The 22,517-nt window shown below is 61.2% G+C and carries 18 protein-coding genes and 1 pseudogene; 2 read left to right on the top strand and 17 right to left on the bottom strand.

The window, feature by feature from the left end:
• From ACSPX5_RS09855 to arnB, 10 genes and pseudogenes are all read right to left on the bottom strand, one after another.
• Complete coding sequence (locus ACSPX5_RS09855) at nucleotides 1–519, bottom strand: GNAT family N-acetyltransferase (RefSeq protein ID WP_439821586.1); 519 nt, start codon at nucleotides 517–519, stop codon at nucleotides 1–3.
• Between the two features lie 62 nt (nucleotides 520–581).
• Nucleotides 582–2,180, bottom strand: a complete 1,599-nt coding sequence (locus ACSPX5_RS09850) for an ArnT family glycosyltransferase (protein WP_439822022.1) — start codon at nucleotides 2,178–2,180, stop codon at nucleotides 582–584.
• Nucleotides 2,175–3,556: pseudogene (locus ACSPX5_RS09845) on the bottom strand (UDP-glucose dehydrogenase family protein); the annotation flags it as partial. The pseudogene ACSPX5_RS09845 and the gene ACSPX5_RS09850, both read right to left, overlap by 6 nt.
• Nucleotides 3,553–3,966 (bottom strand): 4-amino-4-deoxy-L-arabinose-phosphoundecaprenol flippase subunit ArnF, encoded by a 414-nt coding sequence (gene arnF, locus ACSPX5_RS09840; protein ID WP_169430483.1) that lies wholly within the window; start codon nucleotides 3,964–3,966, stop codon nucleotides 3,553–3,555. The pseudogene ACSPX5_RS09845 and the gene arnF, both read right to left, overlap by 4 nt.
• Complete coding sequence (gene arnE / locus ACSPX5_RS09835) at nucleotides 3,963–4,307, bottom strand: 4-amino-4-deoxy-L-arabinose-phosphoundecaprenol flippase subunit ArnE (protein WP_169430482.1); 345 nt, start codon at nucleotides 4,305–4,307, stop codon at nucleotides 3,963–3,965. The genes arnF and arnE overlap by 4 nt, the downstream gene beginning before the upstream one ends.
• The gene (gene arnT, locus ACSPX5_RS09830) at nucleotides 4,304–5,953 is read right to left on the bottom strand and encodes a lipid IV(A) 4-amino-4-deoxy-L-arabinosyltransferase (protein WP_207864108.1); all 1,650 of its coding nucleotides are present in this window, start codon (nucleotides 5,951–5,953) and stop codon (nucleotides 4,304–4,306) included. The genes arnE and arnT (ACSPX5_RS09830) overlap by 4 nt, the downstream gene beginning before the upstream one ends.
• The gene (arnD, locus tag ACSPX5_RS09825) at nucleotides 5,950–6,834 is read right to left on the bottom strand and encodes a 4-deoxy-4-formamido-L-arabinose-phosphoundecaprenol deformylase (protein WP_439821585.1); all 885 of its coding nucleotides are present in this window, start codon (nucleotides 6,832–6,834) and stop codon (nucleotides 5,950–5,952) included. The genes arnT (ACSPX5_RS09830) and arnD overlap by 4 nt, the downstream gene beginning before the upstream one ends.
• Complete coding sequence (gene arnA / locus ACSPX5_RS09820; protein WP_169430479.1) at nucleotides 6,834–8,825, bottom strand: bifunctional UDP-4-amino-4-deoxy-L-arabinose formyltransferase/UDP-glucuronic acid oxidase ArnA; 1,992 nt, start codon at nucleotides 8,823–8,825, stop codon at nucleotides 6,834–6,836. Before arnA ends, arnD begins: the two co-directional genes overlap by 1 nt.
• Nucleotides 8,822–9,844, bottom strand: coding sequence for an undecaprenyl-phosphate 4-deoxy-4-formamido-L-arabinose transferase (arnC, locus tag ACSPX5_RS09815; RefSeq protein ID WP_169430478.1), 1,023 nt, complete (start codon nucleotides 9,842–9,844; stop codon nucleotides 8,822–8,824). The genes arnA and arnC overlap by 4 nt, the downstream gene beginning before the upstream one ends.
• The gene (gene arnB / locus ACSPX5_RS09810; RefSeq protein ID WP_169430477.1) at nucleotides 9,841–10,992 is read right to left on the bottom strand and encodes a UDP-4-amino-4-deoxy-L-arabinose aminotransferase; all 1,152 of its coding nucleotides are present in this window, start codon (nucleotides 10,990–10,992) and stop codon (nucleotides 9,841–9,843) included. Before arnB ends, arnC begins: the two co-directional genes overlap by 4 nt.
• A gap of 386 nt (nucleotides 10,993–11,378) precedes the next feature.
• On the opposite strand from arnB, the gene ACSPX5_RS09805 reads away from it, so the two are divergent.
• The gene (locus ACSPX5_RS09805; RefSeq protein WP_347709513.1) at nucleotides 11,379–12,302 is read left to right on the top strand and encodes a site-specific integrase; all 924 of its coding nucleotides are present in this window, start codon (nucleotides 11,379–11,381) and stop codon (nucleotides 12,300–12,302) included.
• Nucleotides 12,303–12,309: 7 nt separating this feature from the next.
• Here ACSPX5_RS09805 and ACSPX5_RS09800 read toward each other — a convergent pair whose 3' ends face one another.
• The 6 genes from ACSPX5_RS09800 to ACSPX5_RS09775 form a co-directional block, all read right to left on the bottom strand.
• Nucleotides 12,310–13,368 (bottom strand): ABC transporter ATP-binding protein, encoded by a 1,059-nt coding sequence (locus ACSPX5_RS09800; protein ID WP_207864115.1) that lies wholly within the window; start codon nucleotides 13,366–13,368, stop codon nucleotides 12,310–12,312.
• Nucleotides 13,365–14,960: an ABC transporter permease gene (locus ACSPX5_RS09795; protein WP_169430474.1), complete on the bottom strand. Its 1,596-nt coding sequence runs from the start codon at nucleotides 14,958–14,960 to the stop codon at nucleotides 13,365–13,367. The genes ACSPX5_RS09800 and ACSPX5_RS09795 overlap by 4 nt, the downstream gene beginning before the upstream one ends.
• A gap of 3 nt (nucleotides 14,961–14,963) precedes the next feature.
• The gene (locus ACSPX5_RS09790; protein WP_323160488.1) at nucleotides 14,964–15,977 is read right to left on the bottom strand and encodes an iron ABC transporter substrate-binding protein; all 1,014 of its coding nucleotides are present in this window, start codon (nucleotides 15,975–15,977) and stop codon (nucleotides 14,964–14,966) included.
• A 202-nt stretch (nucleotides 15,978–16,179) separates the two neighbouring features.
• Nucleotides 16,180–17,709 (bottom strand): ArnT family glycosyltransferase, encoded by a 1,530-nt coding sequence (locus tag ACSPX5_RS09785; protein ID WP_439821584.1) that lies wholly within the window; start codon nucleotides 17,707–17,709, stop codon nucleotides 16,180–16,182.
• Nucleotides 17,706–19,418, bottom strand: coding sequence for a lipid IV(A) 4-amino-4-deoxy-L-arabinosyltransferase (arnT, locus tag ACSPX5_RS09780; protein WP_439821583.1), 1,713 nt, complete (start codon nucleotides 19,416–19,418; stop codon nucleotides 17,706–17,708). The genes ACSPX5_RS09785 and arnT (ACSPX5_RS09780) overlap by 4 nt, the downstream gene beginning before the upstream one ends.
• 293 nt (nucleotides 19,419–19,711) lie before the next feature.
• A complete protein-coding gene (locus ACSPX5_RS09775) occupies nucleotides 19,712–20,365 on the bottom strand; it encodes a histidine phosphatase family protein (protein ID WP_169430470.1) in 654 nt (217 codons plus the stop codon).
• A 326-nt stretch (nucleotides 20,366–20,691) separates the two neighbouring features.
• Here ACSPX5_RS09775 and ACSPX5_RS09770 point away from each other — a divergent pair, with 326 nt between their 5' ends.
• A complete protein-coding gene (locus tag ACSPX5_RS09770; RefSeq protein WP_439821582.1) occupies nucleotides 20,692–22,002 on the top strand; it encodes a sensor histidine kinase in 1,311 nt (436 codons plus the stop codon).
• Here ACSPX5_RS09770 and ACSPX5_RS09765 read toward each other — a convergent pair.
• Nucleotides 21,963–22,511: a PqiC family protein gene (locus tag ACSPX5_RS09765; protein WP_169430468.1), complete on the bottom strand. Its 549-nt coding sequence runs from the start codon at nucleotides 22,509–22,511 to the stop codon at nucleotides 21,963–21,965. The two genes, ACSPX5_RS09770 and ACSPX5_RS09765, sit on opposite strands and share 40 nt — an antisense overlap.
• Nucleotides 22,512–22,517 lie beyond the last annotated feature (6 nt).

The following is a 22,517-nucleotide window of genomic DNA, read 5'->3' as shown; positions in this document are numbered from 1 at the left end:
TCAGCCGAGCATCAATCGCATCGCGCAACGTCGCTCGCCGGGCAAACCGTGGGCGATTTCGTCGTTGAGTACCTCGATCAAACGGGGTCCGGCGTCCACTTCGTTCAATGGCACAAAACCTATGCGTTGATAGAACGGCGCATTCCACGGCAGGTCGCGAAAAGTGGTCAGCGTGACGGCTTCAAGTTGCTGCCGTCGTGCGTGTTCAATCACGCCCGACAGTAACTTGCGGCCGATGCCCTGGCCCTGAAAGTGTTGGCCGACGGACAGTTCCTCGATATGCAACTGGCTGTCGGTTTCAACCGCCCTTAAAAAACCGGCAAGTTGTCCGACAGTATGCTCTGCAACCCATACACGTCCCTGTTCGATGGCCTGCAAATGTTGCGTCTCGTCAGGTACATCGCTGTCGGCCAGCCAGGCCAGCGCAGGGTCGAGGCGAAACAGTTCAGCGGCCGAGCGTTCGATGGCAGGGAGGGCGGCCGCGTCTGCGGGCCGGGCGGGGCGAATGAGGAATGTCATGCAGGAACTGCCGATGGCTGCGATCTTGGGAAGCTCTGCAAGATCGCAGCCTTCAGCGGGGTCTACAAGGGTTTCAGGTACAACAACACGTAATCGTTCTTGTCGAAGCGACCGCTCAGTACCGGTTGCAGGCTGGCCAGCGGCGTGCCTTGCAGTGACTGCATATCCTTGCTGTCCATGATCAGCCAGGCCGGCCCCTGCAGTGCCTCCAGTTGCTGAACAGTCTCGGTGAACTGCGGTTGCAGGTCCTGCTCGACGTTGACCATGAACTTGATCGCCTTGGCGTCTTTGCCCATGCCGTGCAGCACCAGCGGCGCCGGGTTCTGTTGAACCTGTGCGAACGCCGCACGACTGAAAGAGCGGGTGTCGTAGAGTGCGCGCTCCACCGGCTCGAACACGGCTGCATAGACCGTCCACAACGCCAGGACGGCGCTCAGGGCCAACACTTCGGCACGCCAGCGCGCCTTCCACAGTCGGGACAATGCCAGCAGTTGCAGCACGCCGAGCACGATCAGCACCGGCATGACACCGGTCAACAACTCCGGGAACTTGCGTCGTGCAACCAGCAGGGCAACGATCAGCAACAGTGGTGTCAGCATCCACACGCCCTGAACGATCCCGCGCAACCAGGCGAATACCCGTCCGTGAACCACCTGGAACGGGTACGCCGCGATGATCGCTGCCATCGGCAGCATCGGCAGCAGGTAACGCGCTTTCTTTGCCTGTGGAATCGACAGGCCGACCATGACGATCAACCCGGCTGCTGCGCAGTACTGCACCAGGCGCAACGCCGGCCCGCGCTGATGCGGTTTGCTCAACCACGCCGCCGCCAGCGCCACAATGGCCAGCGGATAAGCCAGCGCGTAGTTGCCCATTGAACTGGTGAAGTAATACAGCGAACCGCTGACACCTTCACTGCCATCCATGCGCCCCATGAACTGCATGCGGATCACGTCTTGCAGGAAAGCCTCGCCACCGCTGAGCTTGGCCAGCCACAACAACAGACCGACACACACCGCGAGCAGGATCGACGCCAGCACACCGAACACGAACAGCCGTGTCCACTGACGGTTGAGCAGGTAATAACTGCAGAGCATGCCGGTTGGCACCACAAGCCCGATCGGCCCACGGATGCCGAAACCCAGTAACAACAGGACAAAAATCAGCGGCCAGCGCCGGCCGGAGCCGAAATGGTCGTGTGCGTAGCCCAGGTAGAACACCGACAACGCAACGGCGGCCAGCATCAGGTCTTGCGACACTGCGCGGACTTCCGTGACGAAAGTGCTGGTGAGCATCAACAGCGCAATGCTGATCAATGCCCAGCGTTGCGAATGCACCGCCAGCAAGCGGTACATCAATGTCACGATCACACCGCCGGCGATGGCGCTGGGCAACCACGCGGTCAGGGTATTGACCGCGCCGAAGGGCAGCGACAACAGCCAGATGAACAGCGTCGAGACGGCCGAATAGTCAGCGTAAGGCTCGCCGTAGGTGGTCGGAAATACCGTCGGCCCGTGTCGCAGCATTTCCTGGGCAAACAGTACAAAGCGTGAATCAAAGCCAATGGGTGCCTGTCCATAAACCCCGGCGATAAACAACAACAGTGCCAGCAGCCCTGCGATCAGGGACTGCCGGCGGATGGCAGGCGACAACGTAATCAAGCGACGGCCGCAGTGTTGGGCCATTGTTGCAGCGGGATCGGCAATTTGCGCGAGTCCCCGCGACCGATCGGGAAGTACTTGAAGCCGTTGCGCGACAGGCGATCGGCGTCGTACAGGTTGCGGCCGTCGAAGATCACCGGATCCTTGAGGCGTTGCTGGATCAGGTCGAAATCCGGTGCCTTGAACTGTTGCCATTCGGTGCAGATGATCAGCGCGTCGGAACCGGCAAGCACCGATTCCGGGGTGCCCATCAGCATCAGTTTCTCTTCATTCGGGTACAGATGCTGGGTTTCCTGCATCGCTTCCGGGTCGAAGGCACGAACGCTGGCGCCGGCGGCGAACAGCGAGTCGAGCAGCACACGGCTTGGCGCATCGCGCATGTCGTCGGTGTTCGGCTTGAACGCCAGGCCCCACAGGGCAAAGGTCTTGCCGCGCAGATCGCCTTTGTAGAACGCGTTGATGCGGTCGAACAGCTTGTGCTTCTGACGCTCGTTGATCGCTTCGACCGCTTGCAGCAGGTCGCTGGAGCAATGGGCCTGTTCGGCACTGTGGATCAGCGCGCGCATGTCTTTGGGGAAGCACGAGCCGCCGTAGCCGCAGCCCGGATAGATGAAGTGGTAACCGATGCGCGTGTCGGCGCCGATGCCCTGGCGTACCGATTCGATGTCGGCGCCCAGGTGCTCGGCCAGTTCGGCGATCTGGTTGATGAAACTGATCTTGGTCGCCAGCATGCAGTTGGCGGCGTACTTGGTCAGCTCGGCGCTGCGCAGGTCCATGAACATGATGCGGTCATGGTTGCGGTTGAACGGCGAGTACAGATCGCGCATCACATCGCGTACTTCATCGCCTTCGCAGCCGATGACGATGCGATCCGGGCGACGGCAGTCGGAGACCGCCGAACCTTCCTTGAGGAATTCCGGGTTGGAGACGATATCGAACTGCAGCGCGCGACCGGCCTTGTCCAGCGCGGCCTGGATATGTGCGCGCAGGGTGTCGCCGGTGCCGACCGGTACGGTGGATTTTTCCACCAGGATCAGCGGTTGCTCGCGATGACGGGCGACGGCATCGCCTACCGACAGCACGTATTTCAAATCGGCCGAGCCATCCTCGCTGGACGGAGTGCCCACGGCAATGAACGCCACGCGACCGTGAAGCACGGCGGCTTTCTCATCGGAAGTGAAGTGCAGGCGACCGGAATCCAGGCCTTCACGGACCAGGCTCGACAGGCCCGGCTCGAAGATGCTGACGTGACCCTGGCTGAGCAGTTCGACCTTCTTCTGATCGATATCCATGCACACGACATCATGGCCGACCTCTGCCAGAACCGCGGCTTGCACCAGGCCGACGTAACCGCTTCCAAATACTGTGATTTTCATGGAGCACTCCTCAAATCGGGCGCTTGTGCCGGACGAGTGTTGATAGTGATGACACCGAGCATGACCAGTGCCACGCCCAGTGATTTGGTGAAACTGAAGGATTCGTTGAACAGCGGCAGACTGGCCGCCAACAGGTACACCAGCGCATAACTGATACTCAGCAGTGAATAGGCCCGGCCCAGCGGCAGATCACGCAGGGCGGCGAGCCAGCAGAGCATCGACAGCGCATAGGCGACGATGGCCGTGAACACCACCGCCAGCGCCGTCAGATCGACGTTGCCGGTGGTCAATGCGGACAACCATTGTTCAGGCTGCGGCAGGCGCGTCATGCTCCAGCGCATGCCCAGTTGGGCGCCGCTGACCAGCAGTACGCTGCCTAGCGCGAAGCCGATTCCGCGTTTCTGACTCATGACTGCTGCCCCAGCAGTGCCACGCCGCCGATCACCAGTGCGACGCCGATCCAGTGCCGCCGATCGATCGGTTCGCGAAACACGAAACGCGCGATCAGTGTGATCAGCACAAAGTTGAGGCTGAGCATCGGGTAAGCGATGCCCACTTCAAGGCGTTGCAACACCAACAGCCAGACCAGCAGGCCCGAGCCCAGTGCGAACAGGGCCAGCCACAGCCAGGGCGAGCGCAGTTTGCCGGCCCAGGACGAGTCGACACCGCGCCAGCTCTCTACGGCATATTTCTGTGCAACCTGGCCCAGGCACGTCAGCAGACATGCCGTCAGCAACAGCAACCCACTCATGACGGATCCTTGGGCAGGACGATGATCACCAGGTTGCCTTGCTCGTAACGGGTGCCGTCCTTGGGCAGCAGGTCGACTTCATGCAGCTCGTCGTCACCCTTGACTCGCATGACCACGCCGACCGAGCCGGTGCGGCGGGCATCGCGTACCCACTGCTGGACTTCATCGGTGGTGATCCGCTGTTCCGCGCCTTCTGGATAGCTCAGGCCGTACTTCAGCTCGCCCACGGTGTTGTACAACGCCACTTTGGGTTGCTTCAGGCGCCAGGCCAGTGCCGAAGCGGCACCGAGATCGTTGCTCAGCAGGTGAGCCGTGCCGGACAGTTCGTCGAGGTGATGCAGGATGAACTGGTCCGGAGTCTTGTTGGCTACCACCGACTTTGGCAGCGCGGCCGGCAGGACGCCGATCAGCAACAGACTGCCGAGCGCCGGAGCGGCCCAGCACTGCAGCGGCAGAAACGCTTGCGCCAGGTTGGCGATGATCCAGCCGATCAGGGCAATGAACACCAGCACCATGCTGTGCAGCTCATGGTCGTACACCGGTTTTTTCAGTTGCAGGTAAACCAGTGCGATCAGCGTGACGACACCCAGAACCAGGTTAAGCAAGCCGTTAATGCTCAGTGCCCGGCCCTGTTCCAGACGCAAACGGTCGGCCAGGGCATGACCCAGCAACAGCGCCAGCGGCAGCAGGCACGGCAGGATGTAGGTCGGCAGTTTGCCGTTGGCGGTGCTGAAAAACGCCAGGGGCATCACCAGCCACAGCAGCAGGAAAGCAATGCCTGGTTGGGCACGGGTCTGCCAGGCCTGCTTGAAGGCCGGCGGCAGCATGCCGACCCACGGCAGGCTGAACGCGACCAGCAGCGGAAGGTAGAACCACCACGGTGCGTCGTGCTGGGCATCGTCACCGGCAAAGCGGCGGATGTGTTCGTGCCAGAAGAAGAACCGCCAGTAGTCCGGTTCCTGCGCGTGAACCGCGAGGACCCACGGCAGGCTGACGACGATCGCCACGGCAACCGCCACCGGACCGTAGATCAGCAGTTCACGCCAGCGCTTCTGCCAGAGCATCCAGGGCAGGGCGATCAACACCGGCAGCAGCCAGGCGAGAAAACCCTTGGTCATGAACCCCATGCCGCAGGCCAGCCCCAGGACCGCCCAACTGATCACACGTTGCCAGGTACTGCGGCTGTCAACGGCAAACCACAGGGCGACAAGGCTCAGGTTGACCCAGAAGGTGAACTGCGGATCGAGGTTGGCATAACCCGCCTGACCGGCAACCACCGTGAAGCTCATGTAGAGCAAGGCGCAGATGAAGCTCTTGCTCGGTTCGTTCCACAGGCGACGGGCGACCAGGAAGCACAACAGCACGCTCAAACCGGTGCTGAGGGCCGAGGCGAAGCGGACGCCGAACAGGTTTTGTCCGAACAGTTCCTGACCCAGCGCGATCATCCAGTAACCGGCAATCGGTTTCTCGAAATAACGCAGGCCCATGAAATGCGGGGACACCCAGTTGCCGCTCAGCAGCATGTCCTGGCTGATCTGGGCGTAACGGGTTTCGTCGGGAATCCACAGGCCATGGGTGCCGAGTGGCAGCAGGTAGGCAAGCAGAAACAGTCCGATCAGCAGCGGCAATGCCCAGCGTTTGCTCATGCCCCTTGCACTCCCAGCCAGCCTTCACGGCCTTCGAAGACGCCACGTTGCACACGGCCGACAGGCAATGTGTTGAGAAACTCGGGCAACAGGTCACCCAAGGGCTGGAAGTTGATTTCTCGCTGGCGTGCATCGGCCAGCAAACGGCGAAAATCTTCGGCCATCAGAATCCCTTCTACTTCGGCATGAATGGTGTAGTTGTTGAGGTTGTCCGGGTGGAACCGGTCAAGAATGAAGGCGTTGAAATCCTTCGCCGCCACGGCCGGGCCGACCACCTCATCGAACGTCGGCATGTCCACCGGAATCTGCGGCGCGCCGGCTGAACCATCGGCCAGCAGCGGTCGAAACAGCCGATTGCCGCGGCAATCGCTGTTATAGCGAAAACCGAAGGTCTCTTTGGCTTCGATCACGCGCTCGTCCGCGCGCCAGCCGGCGGCGGCCGAGCACTGGATCTTCTCGCCGATGATGTCGCTCAGGGTGTCGACGCCGCGACGGATCTGTTCGATCAGTTGCGCGTCGCTCCAGGTCCCGGCATTGGCCTGCCAGCCGTGGTGATCCCAGGCGTGCAGGCCGACTTCATGGCCGGCGTCCCGGGCCTGACGCATCAGGTGCCCGAGATCGCGACCGATCGGTTTGCCCGGCCAGGCGGTCCCGGCCAGCAGGATGTCCCAGCCATACAGGCCGGCGGCGTTGGAACGCAGCATTTTCCAGAGGAATTGCGGGCGGATCAGGCGCCACAGATGTCGACCCATGTTGTCCGGGCCGACACTGAAGAAAAACGTTGCCTTGACCTGCGCTTCGTCGAGGATTTCCAGCAACCGGGGCACCCCTTCACGGGTGCCTCGGTAGGTGTCGACATCGATACGAAGACCTGCCTGCATCAACGCTTGTCCGCGATTTCGAGCATGGCTTCACGCAGGAAGAAGTCCAGGGTGTTGCCGATGGTCTCGCGCATTTCCACGGTTGGCTCCCAGTTCAGCAGGCGCTTGGCGTTGGCGATGCTTGGCTTGCGGTGTTCCACGTCCTGGTAGCCGGCACCGTAGAACGCCTTGCTTTCCACGTCGCGGAAACCGGCGAACGGAGGGAAGTTGCTGCGCAGCGGGTGAGCTTCGAACTGACGCAGCAGTTCTTCGCCCAGCTGACGGATGCTGGCTTCGTTTTCCGGGTTGCCGATGTTGATGATCTGGCCGTTGCAGACATCGTTGTCGTTGTCGATGATGCGTGCCAGGGCTTCGACGCCGTCGGCAATGTCGGTGAAGCAGCGTTTCTGCTCGCCGCCGTCGAACAGGCGGATCGGGGTGCCTTCCACCAGGTTCAGGATCAGTTGGGTGATGGCGCGGGAGCTGCCTATACGGGCCGAATCCAGACGGTCCAGACGCGGGCCCATCCAGTTGAACGGACGGAACAGGGTGAAGTTCAGGCCTTTGGCGCCGTAAGCCCAGATCACGCGGTCCAGCAGTTGCTTGGACACCGAGTAGATCCAGCGCTGCTTGTTGATCGGACCGACGATCAGGTTCGAGTTGTCTTCGTCGAAGTTCTTGTCCTGGCACATGCCATAGACTTCCGAGGTCGACGGGAAGATCACGCGTTTGTTGTACTTGACGCAGTAGCGAACCAGTTTCAGGTTTTCTTCGAAGTCCAGCTCGAATACGCGCAGCGGGTTGCGGGTGTATTCGATCGGGGTGGCGATGGCCACCAGCGGCAGGACCACGTCGCACTTCTTGATGTGGTACTCGATCCACTCGGAGTGAATGCTGATGTCACCTTCGACGAAGTGGAAGTTCGGGTGGCTGCGCAGACGATCAATGGCGTCGGAACCGATGTCCAGACCATAGACTTCGTAGCGGTCGTCACGCAGCAGGCGCTCGGACAGGTGGTTACCGATGAAGCCGTTGACACCGAGGATCAGCACGCGGGTGCGGCGTGGTGCACGGCCGGACTCGGCACCGCGCAGCAGCGAACCGTCTACCAGACCGAGTTCGTTGGCCAGTTGCGGGCCGCTCAGGTACAGACCGTTGTCGTTGCGCTGACCGGCATTGATCACCAGCGAGTCTTCACCGCAGGCGATGCGCAGTGGATCGACGCTGATCACGCGCCCCGGAGCCTGACCTTCATTGCCCTTGACGACTTCGGCGCTCCAGACGATCAGCTTGTGCTCGCCCACGGCGCAGAAGGCGCCCGGGTACGGACGGGTCACGGCGCGAACCAGGTTGAACAGCTGCTCGGCCGGTCTGGCCCAGACCAGCTTGCCGTCAGCCGGCGTACGACGGCCGAATACGGTGGCCTTGGATTCGTCTTGCGGGGTTTCGGTGATCTTGCCTTGCAGCATGTTCGGCAGAGTGTCACGCAGCAGGTCGCTGGCGGCAGTGCGCAGTTTGGCGTGCAGGGTCAGACCGGTATCGCTGCGCTCGATGGCAACGCGTTGCTGGGCAACGATGGCGCCGGCATCGGCGCGCTTGACCATGCGGTGCAGGGTGACGCCGGTTTCGGTTTCGCCGTTGACCAGCACCCAGTTGGCCGGTGCGCGGCCACGGTAGCGTGGCAACAGCGAGCCGTGCAGGTTGAACGCGCCTTTTTTGGCCAGGGCCAGCAGTTGCTCGCTCAGCAGGTTGCGGTAGTAGAACGAGAAAATGTAATCAGGGTCGAGCTTGGCGATGCGCTCGATCCACAGCGGGTGGTTGGCGTCTTCCGGCGCGTGAACCGGGATGCCTTTGCTGGCGCACAGTTGCGCAACCGAGGCGTAGAAGGCGTTTTCTTTCGGATCGTCGGCGTGAGTGAACACTGCTGCAATGTCGTAGCCGCTGTTAAGCAGGGCTTCAATGCCGGCGCAGCCAATATCGTGGTAAGCGAAGACAACAGTTTTTGCACTCATGAGAGAACCTGATCGGAAGTGGAATTGGAAGTAAGGCCGTCAACGGTGACCGCAGGCGCCGGGGAGGCCGGCTGGCTGCGCAACACCTTTTCAATGAAGAAGCGCGGGCGGGCGCGCACGTCGCTGTACATGCGTCCCAGGTATTCACCCAGCAGACCCATGCCGATGAACTGGCCACCGGTGAACACGAACAGCACCGCAAACAGTACGAACGTGCCGTCACCGGCCCAGACCGCGCCGAATGCCAGGCGCAGGACGATCAGCGCAACGGCGAACAGCGCACCCAGACCTGCCATCGCGAAGCCGACGATGCTCAGCAGACGCAGCGGCGTGGTGGTCATGCAGGTGACCAGATCGAACATCAGGTTGATCAGGCGCATCGGGCTGTATTTCGAATCACCGTGTTCACGCTCGGCGTGGGCCACGACAATTTCGGTGGTGTGGCGGGCGAAGCTGTTGGCCAGGATCGGAATGAACGTGCTGCGTTCGCGGCAGGCGAGCATCGCGTCGATGATGGTGCGGCGGTAGGCGCGCAGCATGCAGCCGTAGTCGCTCATGGCCACGCCCGTGGAGCGTTGCACGGCGAGGTTGATCAGCTTTGACGGGTAGCGGCGCAGGGCCGAATCCTGACGGTTGCCGCGCACGGTACCGACGACGTCGTAACCCTTTTCGGCTTCGGCCACCAGGCGCGGAATTTCTTCCGGCGGGTTCTGCAGGTCAGCGTCGAGGGTAATGACCACGTCGCCCTTGCACTGCTCGAAACCGGCCATGATCGCAGCGTGCTGACCATAGTTGCGGTTGAGGATGACCGCCACGAACGGGCTGTTTTCGCGACCGGCGGCTTCTTCCAGCATGCTGGCCGACTCGTCGCGGCTGCCGTCGTCGACCAGCACGATTTCGTAGTCATGTCTGAGTTGGGCGCAGGCTGCCTCTGTGCGTCGAAGCAGCTCGGGCAAACTGTCCTGTTCGTTGTAGACCGGGATGACGATCGATACGCATTTAATCGGGTAAGGTCTCACGAGCGTTTGTCCATAAGAGTGGCGATGGCGCCGACAACACGATCCAGATCCTGGTCGGTCATGTCGGGGAAAAGCGGAATGGAGCACAGCCGCGCCGAGTTCCATTCGGTGTCGGGCAGGTACAGGTCAGGGTCACGCTGGCGGTACCAGGTGTGCAGGTGGGTGGCGATGAAATGGATACCGGTGCCGATGCCTTGGTCCTGCAGGCCCTTCATGAAGGCTTCGCGATCCATCCCGCAGCGCTCGCTGTCGATGCGCAGGATAAACAGGTGCCAGGCGTGTTGCTGGGCGTATTGCTGCGGCACGGCCAGCGGCTGTACGGGCAGGCCTTCGAGCTTTCGCAGGTATTGACCGGCCAGTTCGGTGCGGCGGGCGTTGATGGCGTCCAGACGCTCCAGTTGCACCAGGGCAATGGCGGCGTTGATGTCGGCCAGGTTGTACTTGAAGCCCGGCTCCATGACCTGGGCCTGCGGCTTGCGGCCACCGGTCAGGCGGTCGTAGGCATCGACGCCCAGACCGTGGAACTTGAGCATGCGCACACGGTTGGCCAGGGCTTCGTCGTCGGTGACGAACATCGCGCCTTCGGCGCAGGTCATGTTCTTGATCGCGTGGAACGAGAAGATCGCGGTGCCCCGGGAACCGACATGGCGGCCCTTGTAGCGGGTCCCGGCAGCATGGGCGGCGTCTTCGATCACGGCGATGCCGTGCTTGTCCGCCAGTGCATAGAGCGGATCCAGATCGAAGGCGGCACCGGCGTAGTGCACCGGAATGATGGCCTTGGTGCGTGGCGTGATGGCGGCTTCGATGCGGGCGGCGTCGGTCATCAGGGTGTCGCGGTCGACATCGACGAACACCGGCGTGGCGCCCAGCAGGGAAATCATGTTGGCGGTGGAGACCCAGGTCTGCGACGGCGTGATGACTTCATCGCCGGGGCCGATACCCAGGGCCAGCAGGGTGATGTGCATGCCGCCGGTGGCAGACGACAGTGCAACGGCGTGCTTGCATCCCACGTACTGCGCGAACTGTTCTTCAAGTGCCTGGTTTTTCGGTCCGGTGGTGATCCAGCCCGAGCGCAGAACCTGCTCGACAGCCGCAATTTCTTCATCGCCGATACTCGGGCGAGAGAAGGGGAGAAACGCCTGACTCATGGACACCTCATTGCAAAAAAAATGGACAGATCCATCTGTTCATCGGATCCAATCCCAGAGTAGACGCAAAAACAGGTTTTGCATCAACGAGTTGCTTGGTAAGCATGACGTCGGAGGTTGGTTGACTTTTCAGGCGATGCCCGGCAGGTTGGGCGTTACCGACTGAGGACCTATCTAGCTAAGGTTATTCCCGATTTTGTGAAAGGAATATGAAAAACCGGTCGGCGAATCGTTTATCTTAAATTCATACAGCCGCTGTTCAGATTTCCGCGGTTTTATCTGAAAAGTCCTACTAAAAGACTCTTCTTTACATCAAGTTCATTGCAGTTGTTAGTTGTTGTGCTGGACTGTTTTTACTCAAGGCCTTTCGTTTGAGCAGCTTACCCATTACCCCTTCAGAATCCATCGCAAGTAATCCTTTGTCCTTGTATCTGGCGCGTTTGGCACCTTCCAGCCAACTCACCATGCGGTACGTTTTACAAGATGCCGCCGATCGTCTCGGCTTCGAAGACATGAATGTCGAGGACATTGCATGGCACGCCTTACAACCCGAGGATGTTGTGGCGTTAGTGGCGGCATTGCGTGCAGACAACTATGCCCCCAACACCTCTTCACTTTATGTAAACGCCATTCGTGGTGTCATGAACGAAGCCTGGCGCATGAGCCTGATCAGCCAGGATCACCTGTTGAAAATGCGCTCGGTCAAGGGGATTGCCGGTACGCGGCTGTCTCAGGGGCGCAATCTGAAGCGCACGCTGATCCATGAGTTGATGGAAGTCTGTGCGGCGGATCCGCGTCCGCAGGGGCTGCGTGATGCGGCCGTGATTGCATTGCTGTACGGCACCGGCATGCGCAAGTCGGAATCGGTGGACCTGGACCTGAGCCAGGTGGATTTCGCCGAGCGCAGTCTTTGTGTCACCGCCAAGGGCAACAAACAACTGATCAAGTACGCGCCGGCCTGGGCCTTTGCCAAGCTCAACGCCTGGCTGGAATTTCGCCGTTCACAGCTCAACGAAGGCGAGAGCGACGATGTGTTTCTGTTCAATCGCATTCGCCGTGGCAGCCATATCACCCGAGAGCGCATCACCAAGCACGCGATCTATTACATTGCCCGCCAGCGTGGCACACAGGTCGGGGTGAAGATCATGCCGCACGATTTCCGGCGTTCCTTCATCACCCGGGTCATTGAAGAGCATGACCTGTCGATTGCCCAGAAACTGGCGCACCACAGCAATATCCAGACCACCGCCAACTACGACGTGCGCGACGACAATGAACGTCGCCGCGCCGTGGACCGTTTCGACCTGTAGAGAAGCGTCACCGCACCTCGAAGACGTGCGCGGCCCCGAGAACCGACAACTGCACCGCGCTGCCCGCCGGCGGCGCGTGCATCCCGGAGCTGCGCACCAGCAATGAACGGCCGCACGCTTCTCTGGCTCCGGCAAGCAGTTCAACCGTCAACGTGCAGGTATTGCCGCCGAAATCGCGGTCGGTGACGACGGCATTGCAGCCTTGCGGATCGTCGGGGAGATCGGACAATTGCAGCTGCTCGGGGCGCAGCATGATCTGCGCCGGACCGGAAAAGCCGTTGATGTTCACCGCCACCCGTCCCAGATCGCAGTGGGCCCAGCCAGCCTCGATCCGCGCCGGCATGACCACCGCTTCCCCAAGAAACCTTGCAGTCTGCTCGTCGTCCGGGTAGCGGTACAGGTCCATCGGATGCCCCGACTGTACCAGTCGCCCGTCACGCATCACGGCCAACTGGTCGGCAAATGACAGCGCTTCGCTTTGATCGTGGGTGACCAGGATTGTGGTCACGCCGGCGCTCTCCAGCAGGCGGGCGACCATTTTGCGCATGTCGGCGCGCAGGCCGGTGTCGAGGGCGGAAAAGGGCTCGTCCAGCAGCATCAAGCGTGGTTGCTGGGCCAGGGCACGGGCGAGGGCGACCCGTTGCTGCTGGCCGCCTGACAATTCATGGGGCCAGCGGCTGGCCATGCTGGCGTTGAGGGCCACGCTGTCCATCAGCGTCTGAATGCGCTCGGTTCTGGCGCTGCCGGTGACGGCGAGCCCGAAGCCGATGTTGTCGGCCACGCTCATGTGCGGGAACAGCGCGCCATCCTGCGGAACATAGCCAATCTGGCGCTGGTAGGCAGGCACGGCGTGGGTGCTGTCGACCAGCGTCTGGCCGTTGAGCGACAGGCTGCCGGCGTCGGGAAACTCGAAGCCGGCAATCATCCGCAACAGCGTGGTCTTGCCCGAGCCTGACGGGCCGACGATCACCGTGCGGCTGCCGGTCGGGACCGACAGATTGATGGTATCCAGCGCCGTTTGCGCGCCGAAGGATTTGCTGAGATTGATGATGTCGAGAGCGTTCATCGGCCGGCACTGCGCCTGGATTGGTGATAGAGGATGGCGGTGAGCGGCAGCGAAATTACGATCATCAGCAGCGCGTAAGGCGCTGCGGCGGCGTAGTCGATCTCGCTGGTCATGGCCCAGAAACCGGTGGCCAGGGTGCGCGTGCCGTTGGGCGCGAGCAACAGGGTCGCGGTCAGTTCATTGGTAATCGCCAGGAACACCAGTGCTGCACCCGCCGCCGCACCGGGCGCAGCCAGGCGCAGGGTGATCAGCCACAAGGCGCGCAACGGCGAGCGGCCGAGGCTTTGCGCGATGTTTTCCAGCTCCACGGGCGCCTGAGCGAAACCGGCACGCAGGCTGACCAGCGCCCGCGGCAGGAACATCAGCAGGTACGCCAGCAGCACGGTGATGGTGGTCTGATAGATCGGCCGGGCGAAGTGGATCGTCACGGTGACCAGCGCCAGCGCCACGACAATCCCCGGCAGAGAGCTGGTGATGTAGTTGCAGCCTTCGAGCAGACGTTGCAGTTTGCCGGGCGCACGGATCGACAGCCAGGCAATCGGGATCGCCGCAAGGCTGGTCAGTAATGCACCGGCCACGCCGAATGACAGGGTTTGAAGCAAGGCCGGCAACAACTCTTCGCCCTGCCAGACTTCAGCGCCCCCGGCGATCAGCCATCTGCCCAGCGTGAGCATCGGGACACCGAGGGCCAGCAGGCAGGTCAGGGTTTGCAGGCACAGGCCCAATGTGGCGGTGCTGCGTTTCAGGCCCACGGTCCGCTGTTCCCGGGCGCTGCCGGAACCGACCCGGGCATATCGTGCATGGCCACGAGCGGCGGATTCCACGGTCAGCATCGCCAGACAACACAGCGCCAGAACACTGGCAAGCATGTTGGCGGCCGGGCCGTTAAAAGTGGATTTGAACTGATCGAAAATGGCCGTGGTGAAGGTGTCGAAGCGGATCATCGCGTACAGACCGTACTCGGCAAGCAAGTGCAAGCCCACCAACAGCGCCCCGCCACAGATCGCCAGCCGCAATTGCGGCAGCACCACCCGGAAGAATACGGCCCACGGTTTTAGTCCGAGTGATTCGGCAACGTCTTCTATCGCCGGGTCGAGACGACGCAATGTCGCCGCGATCGGCAGATAAAGGAACGGGAAATAGGCGATCACCGACACCAGCACGCCAGCCGGCAGTCCATTGATCGATGGAACCAGACTGACCCACGCATAGCTGTGTACAAACGCCGGTACCGCCAGCGGCGCGACGGCCAGCACTGACCACAATCGCCGTCCCGGCAGGTCGGTACGTTCGGTGAGCCAGGCCAGAGTGATGCCGAGCACAATGCAGATCGGCAGGGTGATCAGTACCAGCAGCACGGTGTTGATCAACAGCTCTGCTACCCGTGGGCGAAAGATCATGGCTTCGATCGTCGCCCAGCCGGTGTACCACGACACCCCGATGACAAATGCGATCGGCAGAAGTGACAGCAGCGACACGCCGACCGCCAATACGACCACCCAGGGACTTCCGCGCCCGTTGAGGGCGCGGGGTCTGCGTGACCGTTTGGCGGGGGGCGCCACAGCGATCCCCGCCGGTAGAGTTTCAGGCATCAATTAAAGCAGTCCCGCCTGAGTCATCAGTTCGACGGCTTTCTTGCTGTCGAGCTTCGACGCATCGACTTTCGGCGCGTCCAGATCCTTCAACGGCACCAGTTTGGGGTTGGAAGTTGCGTCCTTGCCAACGGCGTACTCAAAGGAGTTGCCGGTGCGCAGCACGTCCTGGCCTTGTTTGCCGGTGATGTACTGGAGGAATTTCTGGGCCTCTTCCTGGTGTTTGCTGGACTTCAGCACGCCACCACCGGAGATGCTCACGAACGCGCCCGGATCCTGATGCTTGAAGTAGTGCAGGGCGGTGTTCTTGCTGTTCTCGCCAGTCTTGGACTGATCGACGAACGCGTAATAGTGATAGATCACGCCGCTGTCCACCTGGCCAGCGTTCACCGCTTTGAGCACGGAGCTGTTGCCACGGTAAGCGGTGGAGTTGGCTTTCATGCCCTTGAGCCATTCGAGCGTGGCGGCTTCGCCTTTCTGCTGCAGTACGGCGGCGACGATGGCCTGGAAGTCCGCACCGGCAGGGGATGCAGCCCAGCGACCTTTCCACGCCGGGGTCGCCAGATCCATCAGCGATTTTGGCAGGTCTTTCTCCGGCAGCTTGGCCGGGTTATAGACAAAGACTGTCGAGCGAGCGGCGATGCCGACCCACTGGCCATGGGCCGGGCGATAAGCCGAACCCACTTGCTCAAGGGTGGCCGGTGCCACCGGGGCGAACAACTTGGCATTGTCCACCAGCACCATGGCCGGGGAGTTTTCCGTCAGGAACACGTCCGCCGGAGAGGCTGCGCCTTCCTGCACGAGCTGGTTGCCCATTTCCGTGTCGTCACCGTTGCGGATCGTGACCGGGATCCCGGTTTCCTCGGTGAAACCGGCCACCCAGGCCTTGGTCAGGGTTTCGTGCTGGGCGTTGTAGACCACGATCCCGACGGAATCGGCCGCAAACACCTGTCCGGCTGCAAGCAGCGCGGTTGCCAGAGTAGCGTGCTTGAGAAAGGACGGAAGGGATGGACTCATGACGGAGCAGCTCCTGTTTTTCAGACGTTATGGGCAAGCATTCGCCGAAAATCTTCAATGCGAATGATTTGCATATGTTGGCTGGCTGGCAATGTAGAGCGGCAAATGAGAAAAAAACGTCAAAGAAACCATTAATACATGTAATTTTCATTCAGGTTAGCAGTCGCGGGGCGGGGACGCCGGGTGAACCCGGCGCTGTCTTTCAGGAGCCTTGGGGCAGATAGGCGACGCTTTGATCCTCGCGGCCATGGAACACTTGTTCGCCGCGAGTCGGGGTGGTCGTGATGACTTGATGGTCTCGACCGAGTTGAGAGAGCGGCACAGGATCGCCGGTGCGGTACTGGGCGACAAAGATCGTACGTTGCGGATCCCAGTGCCGGCCGCTGTTGCGTTCCAGCCATTGGAACATCGCGCCGGCATCGCCATCGCGAGGGAAGTCGCGGGTTTCCGGCACGTAGTAGAACGGCTCGCCGCCGGTCTGCAGGTACATCGGGACCTTGTTGTCCACCTCGACCATGACGAAGTGCCATTGATTCAACGGCGCCCGCTGGCTGGCCTGCAGGCGCACGGTCTCGCCGAAACGGATCGCGCCGCCACCGCTGTTGGTCCAGGGGTAGAGCACGCCGAGGATCCCCAGCAACAATACCGTGGCCACGGCAAAACCGATTTTCAGGCCACGCCCGCCGAACGGGCTTTCGGCATTGCGCGCGGCCATGCGCCGGGTGATCCACCAGGCCCCGAGCAACTGCGCGAACGGCACCAGTGGCAGCACGTAATAACTGCGTCGGCTGCCGCTGGCGGTGAAGAACAGCATCAACAACCCGAGGCCCCGAATCAGCCAGCGGGTATCCGGTTCGATGTGTTTCCAGTTCCGCGCCGCGACCCACAGGGCAATGATCCAGCACGGTGCCCAGGGCAGGGTGTAGATCGGCAGGTACAGCAAATAGGTGTAGATCGGGCCGATGTTGTCGAACGGCTGGAAAAACCGCACGACGTTTTCCCGCAGGACCAGTCCCAGGCCGCTTTCCCCGTAGTTCGGCGCACCGTAGAGGTGGGACAGCAGGAACGGCGTCATGTAGAACGCCCCGGCAATCACCAGCGCTGCGAGCAGGCGCAGGTTGAGATGACGCTTCCAGCGACCTTCATTCAGAAGGTGCGGCAGCAGCACCAGCCCGGGCAGGATGAAACCGATCAGGCCTTTGAACAACGAGGTCAGGGACAGCAACACGCAGAACACCAGATAGCGCGAAAACCGCGTGTCGTCCGGCCCCCGCCAGTACCACCAGACCGCTGCCAGAACACCACACACCGTCAGGATGTCAGCGGTGGCCACCCGCGCCCAGAACACGAAATAGAACGTGGTCGCCAGCATCCACCCGGCGATCAGGCCCGTGCCTTTGCGAAACAATTGCTCGCCCAGCAGATACACCAGCCAGACGCTGAGCCACGCGGACACCACCGAAGACAGGCGCAGCGACCAGTGATCGAGACTGCCGGTCAACCAGGCGGTTGCGGTGATCAGCCAGTACGACAGCAACGGCTTGTCGTAGTAGGGATCACCTTTGAGGTACGGATCGAAGTAGTCGCCGCTTTGCATCATCTGCAAGGCGATGTTCGCCCAGCGGGTTTCTGCGCCCCACAGTTCGCGGCTGCCCAGACCGAGCAGCAGCATCAGGGCGCTGGCAGCCAGCAGGAGCAGCAGGGCGCCCCGGTCGTTATTGCGCAAGGTCATGGCTGGCGCTGCGGGAAGATGAAGATCTGCAGAGTGCCGCGACGATAATGCTTGCCGTCTACCGGCAGCAATTCGACTTCCTGCTCTTCCTGCGTACTGTTGACGCGCATGACCACCCCGACCGCGCCTTTCTTACGCGCTTCGGTCATCCACTGGCCGACACCGTCCATGGTGACCTTGCGTGCTGCCATGGCCGGGTCTTCGAGGCCGTATTTCAGTTCACCGATGGTGTTGAACAGATCCACTTGCGGCCGCTTCAGGCGCCATGCCAGCGCGGAGGCCGCTCCCAGGTCATTGCTCAGCAGGGACGCGGTTTCACTCAGTTCCTGTTGATGCTCGGCAATGAACTGGTCGGGCATCTTGCTGTTGACGATCTGCCCCGGCATGGCCGCCGGCAACAACGCCACCAGCAGCCCGATACCCAGCGCCGGCATGGCCCACAGCGTCAGCGGGCGCAGCACTTGCAGGGCGTTAACGATGATCCAGCCCACCAGCACGATATAGGCCAGCGACAGGCTGAACATCTCGGTGTTTTCGTAGATTTCCTTGGTCGCTTGCAGATAAAGCAGCGCCACCAGCGCCGCGCTGGCGATGAGGGTGTTGATCACGCCGTTCAGGCGCAGGACGCGGCCACTGTTCTGATCCCGCCAGTTGACCACGGTCTTTCCCATCAACAGGGCGATCGGCAGCAGGCACGGCATGATGTAAGTCGGCAGCTTGCCGCTGCTCAGGCTGAAAAAGGCCAGTGGCAGAAGGAACCACAATGCAAGGTAGGCGGTTTTGGCTTCACGCTTTTCAAGCCAGGTGCGCAGAAGCGTCGAAGGCAGCAGAACGGCCCACGGCAGGGTGGAGGCCAACAGCAGCGGCAGGTAGAACCACCACGGGCGAGCGTGCTGCGCGGCATCGCCGGCGGCAAAGCGACGAATGTGTTCGTGCCAGAAGAAGAAGCGCCAGAAATCAGGTTCCCGATAATGAACGGCCAGTACCCACGGCAGGCTTACGAGGGTGCAGACCACCACCGCGACCAGTCCGTAACGCACCAGCTCGCCGAAACGACGTTGCCAGATCATGTACGGCAGGGCGATCAGTACCGGCAGCAGCAGGGCCAGAAATCCTTTGGTCATCAGGCCCATGCCGCACGCGACACCGAGCAGCGCCCAGCCACCCAAGCGCGCCCGAGGCGTCTGGTTGTCGATGGCAAACCACACGGCGACCATGCTCAGGTTGACCCACAAGGTGAACTGCGGATCGAGGTTGGCATAGCCGGCCTGGCCGGCAATCAGCCCGAAGCTCATATAAAGAAGGGCGCTGGCGACGCTGATGCGCGGGTTGTTCCACAGTCGGCGCGCCATCAGATAGGTGAGCCAGACGCTGGCACCGGTACTCAGTGCCGACGCAATGCGCACACCGAACAGGTTTTCGCCGAAAATCGCCTGGCCGATGGCAATCATCCAGTAGCCGGCAATCGGTTTTTCGAAATAGCGGATACCCATGAAATGCGGCGCGACCCAGTTGCCGCTGAGCAGCATTTCCTGGCTGATCTGTCCGTAGCGGGTTTCATCGGGGATCCACAGGCCGTGAGTCATCAACGGCAACAGGTAAAACACCACGAAGGCCAGAATCAGGCCGGGAATGGCCCAGCGTTCGAAGGTCGTGGTGGGGGAGAAATGACGGGCAGCGTGTCGCAGCGGGATGTTTTCAGACGTCATGACAAAGCCTTGGTACCGAACGAAGTTCTTGTGTCGATGGCCTGCCCGGCGCGTTCCTGAGCGGGCGGGGTCACCGTGTTGAATGAATGCAGGTGTGCGATCGAGCGACGGGCATTCCTGTATCCAGAGAACTGCCGAACCTCCAGGCTGGAGTTCTCGCACTATAGCCAAGCCTAAAAAAAACCGTTGTCCAGTAAATCGGGGGCGGATACATCTCTCATTACAAATTAATGAAATTCGTACTGGCTAGTTGAAAAAAAGTGCAACGTTGCCGCTCCGCCCCAACTAAAGCATTAATGACTATTGAGTTGAGACCAGGCATTCGCATTCATGATGCCCAATACTTTAAGTTCGCCTTTGTCATCAATGCGTGCAAACAGAGTACTGCCATATTCGGCGGCGACCGCGTGAGGAAAACCGGTCTGTTTTTCGAAATCACTGATGCATCCGCTGTGGGTGATCAGCACCAGATTGCGCCTGGCAACCTTGTGCGCCACCACATCGTTGCGCAGAGAGGAACCGCAGGACTCGAGCCAGATCTGGGCGGTAGCGTCCTGACCGAACATGGCTCGCGCTGTCTGTACGGTACGGGTCAACGGGCTGGTGAACACCTGCGCCTGCTGCATGCCCAGACTCATGAAGCCTTTGCCTACCTGCGCTGCAGAGTCATTGCCCGCCTGAGTGATGCCGTCGGCCGGGCCCAGGCAAAGGTTGTCGGAACGGTCGCACCGCTCGGCATGACGCACCAGTGCCACGACTTCTCCAGCCTGCCAGGCCCGGGTCCAGTCAGCCCGGGCGGCCTTGCCGGCCTGGCCCAGATCGACGGGCGAGCGGGTCACCCAGACGAAGCCGCTGACCAGCGCAATAGCGACGACTACACCGATGCCGGTCAACAGTTTTCCAAGTCGCAGCGTACGGCGTTGTTTATATGTCGCTGTCAATTGCATCTGTCGCTCCACGGCATGCCCCTTGACGTCGCAGGCGAGATTGGCCGGCGATTTAACCAACTTTTATAGTTGTGTACTTGAATAATGGCTGAACATTACGTTCGTGCACGTCGGGGGGCGGTGAAGAACATGTGAAAATTTCGCGAGAGTTGAAAGTGCGCAATTAATCCGGTGTTTGATAACCAGACTCAAATACCCTTTTTTTACCGGCCAGTCTTAACAAATGTTTATGTTTGCGGTGAAGCTGCGCAGGTTCGGTCAATGTGGCGGTGCTCGCCTGTTGTTGACCGCAAAGTCTGAATTCAGCCGTGGAGTCATCGACCCGAATGGATCTCAAGCAAAGCCTGACGAAACGGATCGTCATCGTGTTCGCTTTGATGAGCGCCCTGGTCGCCGGGGTGTTTGCACTGGGCATCGTTGCCGCCGTGCATGTGGTCGAGCACAGGCTGGCCACCAGCACCTTGAGCGGTGGTCTGCACCGCTTGCTGGCGATGGAGGACATCAATCGCTGGAGCCATCAGCCGGAAAAGAGCGAACTGTTTTTCTTCGAAGACGGACCGGGCCCGATGGCCCTCATTCCTTCGCTGGCGGCACTGGCGCCCGGTTTTCAGGAGATCAGCTTCAATGGCGATGACTTCTTTGCCATGGTCGAGGTGGTCGGTGGACGCAAGTACGTGTTGTTGCGCGATCAGGAAAGCCTCGAACATCGCGAGCGGTTGTTGTTCATGGTGGTCACGGTCGGTTTTGTCCTGAGTGTTCTGCTGGCGCTGGTGCTTGGCCGTTTGCTGGCCCGGCGAGTCATGGCACCGGTCATTCGTCTGGCGCGTCAGGTGCGCCACCGCGATCAGTTGCTGGTGCTGGCACCGCCGCTGCACCCGGACTACGCAGCAGACGAAGTGGGGGAGCTGGCGCTGTCGTTCGACCAGACCCTGGGGCGCCTGCGTGAAACCCTGAGTCGCGAAAAACTGTTCACCAGCGATGTCAGCCATGAGCTTCGCACGCCGTTGATGGTGCTTGGCGGCTCCTGCGAGTTGCTGCTGGCCAACCCGTCGCTGGACGCCCGCTCGACCGCGCAGGTCAACCGGATCGCCCGCGCCGCCCACGAGATGCGCCAACTGGTCGATACCTTTTTGATGTTGGCCCGGGCGGAGGATGATGCCGGCAATGATGTCTGCGTGACGCTCAAGGAAGTCGCGGACGCTCAATGTGAAATCTGGGGCCGGTTGATCCGCGAAAAGGGCCTGCAGTTTTTCTACGAAGTGGATCAGCCGTGCAAGGAGCGTTTCAACCTGACGTTCCTGCAATCGGTCATGGGCAACCTGTTGCGCAATGCCTGGCACTACACGGATCACGGGTTCGTCCGACTGACCCTGACGAGCAACGGTTTTGTGGTGGAGGACAGCGGCATCGGTATTCCGGAGGAACAGCGTCAGGCGGTGTTCCAGCCATTCGTGCGTGGTGATGAGGGCCGCGGTGAAGGCCTCGGTCTGGGGTTGTCGCTGGTGCAGCGGATCTGCAGGCGCCAGCACTGGCGGGTGCAGTTGAGCAGCGGCCAGTCCAGTGGCAGCCGCTTCAGCGTTGAATTGAAGCCGGCGACTCAGGACGGCGGGCAACTGCGCACATTGCCGGCGGCCTGACGGATCAGCGCGGCGAGGCGTTTGACGTTGTTCTGCTGAGCGTTCACCAGATCGTCGATGCTCGATCCGGACGGCGTCTGCAGAATCGAGCGGCAGGTGAGCAGGCCGCTGTCGCCTGCATCGGCCGGACGCAAGCGCCATTTCACGTCCATCAGCCCGTATTGCCCGGGAATCGAATCGAAACGCTGCACATCGATGCGCACCGACGTTCTGCGCGCAACGCCAGCGTTGCTTAGCTGATCCACCAGTGCGCTGCGCAGCTCATCGCCGAGGCTGGCGCCCCACCATTGGGTTTCCAGAATCGCCAGGCCGTTGTTGCCTTCGCGGATGACGATTTGCGGGCGGTCGACCTGGGGCGGCACGCTGATGCTTTCAATCGCGATGTCCTGCCCTGATCGGCCAGGCATCGGCTGTGCCGGGGTCAGGGTGTGGAAGCTGATCGGGTCGCTGCGACAGGCACCCAACAGCAGGCACGCAGCGAGCACGGTGAACTTCAGCGGTAAAGCCATGGCAAA

This window comes from Pseudomonas sp. HLG18 (assembly GCF_051903985.1).
In the GTDB taxonomy this organism is placed as follows: domain Bacteria; phylum Pseudomonadota; class Gammaproteobacteria; order Pseudomonadales; family Pseudomonadaceae; genus Aquipseudomonas; species Aquipseudomonas fluorescens_BT.
Note: the sequence above shows the minus strand (reverse complement) of the source record. Positions and strands in the feature narration are given on the sequence as shown.

Coding starts and splice junctions, on each gene's coding strand:
- ACSPX5_RS09785 (WP_439821584.1), bottom strand. CDS start 17,709: ATGACCTTGCGCAATAACGACCGGGGCGCCCTGCTGCTCCTGCTGGCT.
- arnT (WP_439821583.1), bottom strand. CDS start 19,418: ATGACGTCTGAAAACATCCCGCTGCGACACGCTGCCCGTCATTTCTCC.
- arnF (WP_169430483.1), bottom strand. CDS start 3,966: ATGAGTCAGAAACGCGGAATCGGCTTCGCGCTAGGCAGCGTACTGCTG.
- arnB (WP_169430477.1), bottom strand. CDS start 10,992: ATGAGTCAGGCGTTTCTCCCCTTCTCTCGCCCGAGTATCGGCGATGAA.
- ACSPX5_RS09855 (WP_439821586.1), bottom strand. CDS start 519: ATGACATTCCTCATTCGCCCCGCCCGGCCCGCAGACGCGGCCGCCCTC.
- arnD (WP_439821585.1), bottom strand. CDS start 6,834: ATGCAGGCAGGTCTTCGTATCGATGTCGACACCTACCGAGGCACCCGT.
- ACSPX5_RS09795 (WP_169430474.1), bottom strand. CDS start 14,960: ATGCCTGAAACTCTACCGGCGGGGATCGCTGTGGCGCCCCCCGCCAAA.
- ACSPX5_RS09800 (WP_207864115.1), bottom strand. CDS start 13,368: ATGAACGCTCTCGACATCATCAATCTCAGCAAATCCTTCGGCGCGCAA.
- arnA (WP_169430479.1), bottom strand. CDS start 8,825: ATGAGTGCAAAAACTGTTGTCTTCGCTTACCACGATATTGGCTGCGCC.
- ACSPX5_RS09790 (WP_323160488.1), bottom strand. CDS start 15,977: ATGAGTCCATCCCTTCCGTCCTTTCTCAAGCACGCTACTCTGGCAACC.
- arnE (WP_169430482.1), bottom strand. CDS start 4,307: ATGAGTGGGTTGCTGTTGCTGACGGCATGTCTGCTGACGTGCCTGGGC.
- ACSPX5_RS09770 (WP_439821582.1), top strand. CDS start 20,692: ATGGATCTCAAGCAAAGCCTGACGAAACGGATCGTCATCGTGTTCGCT.
- ACSPX5_RS09775 (WP_169430470.1), bottom strand. CDS start 20,365: ATGCAATTGACAGCGACATATAAACAACGCCGTACGCTGCGACTTGGA.
- arnT (WP_207864108.1), bottom strand. CDS start 5,953: ATGAGCAAACGCTGGGCATTGCCGCTGCTGATCGGACTGTTTCTGCTT.
- ACSPX5_RS09765 (WP_169430468.1), bottom strand. CDS start 22,511: ATGGCTTTACCGCTGAAGTTCACCGTGCTCGCTGCGTGCCTGCTGTTG.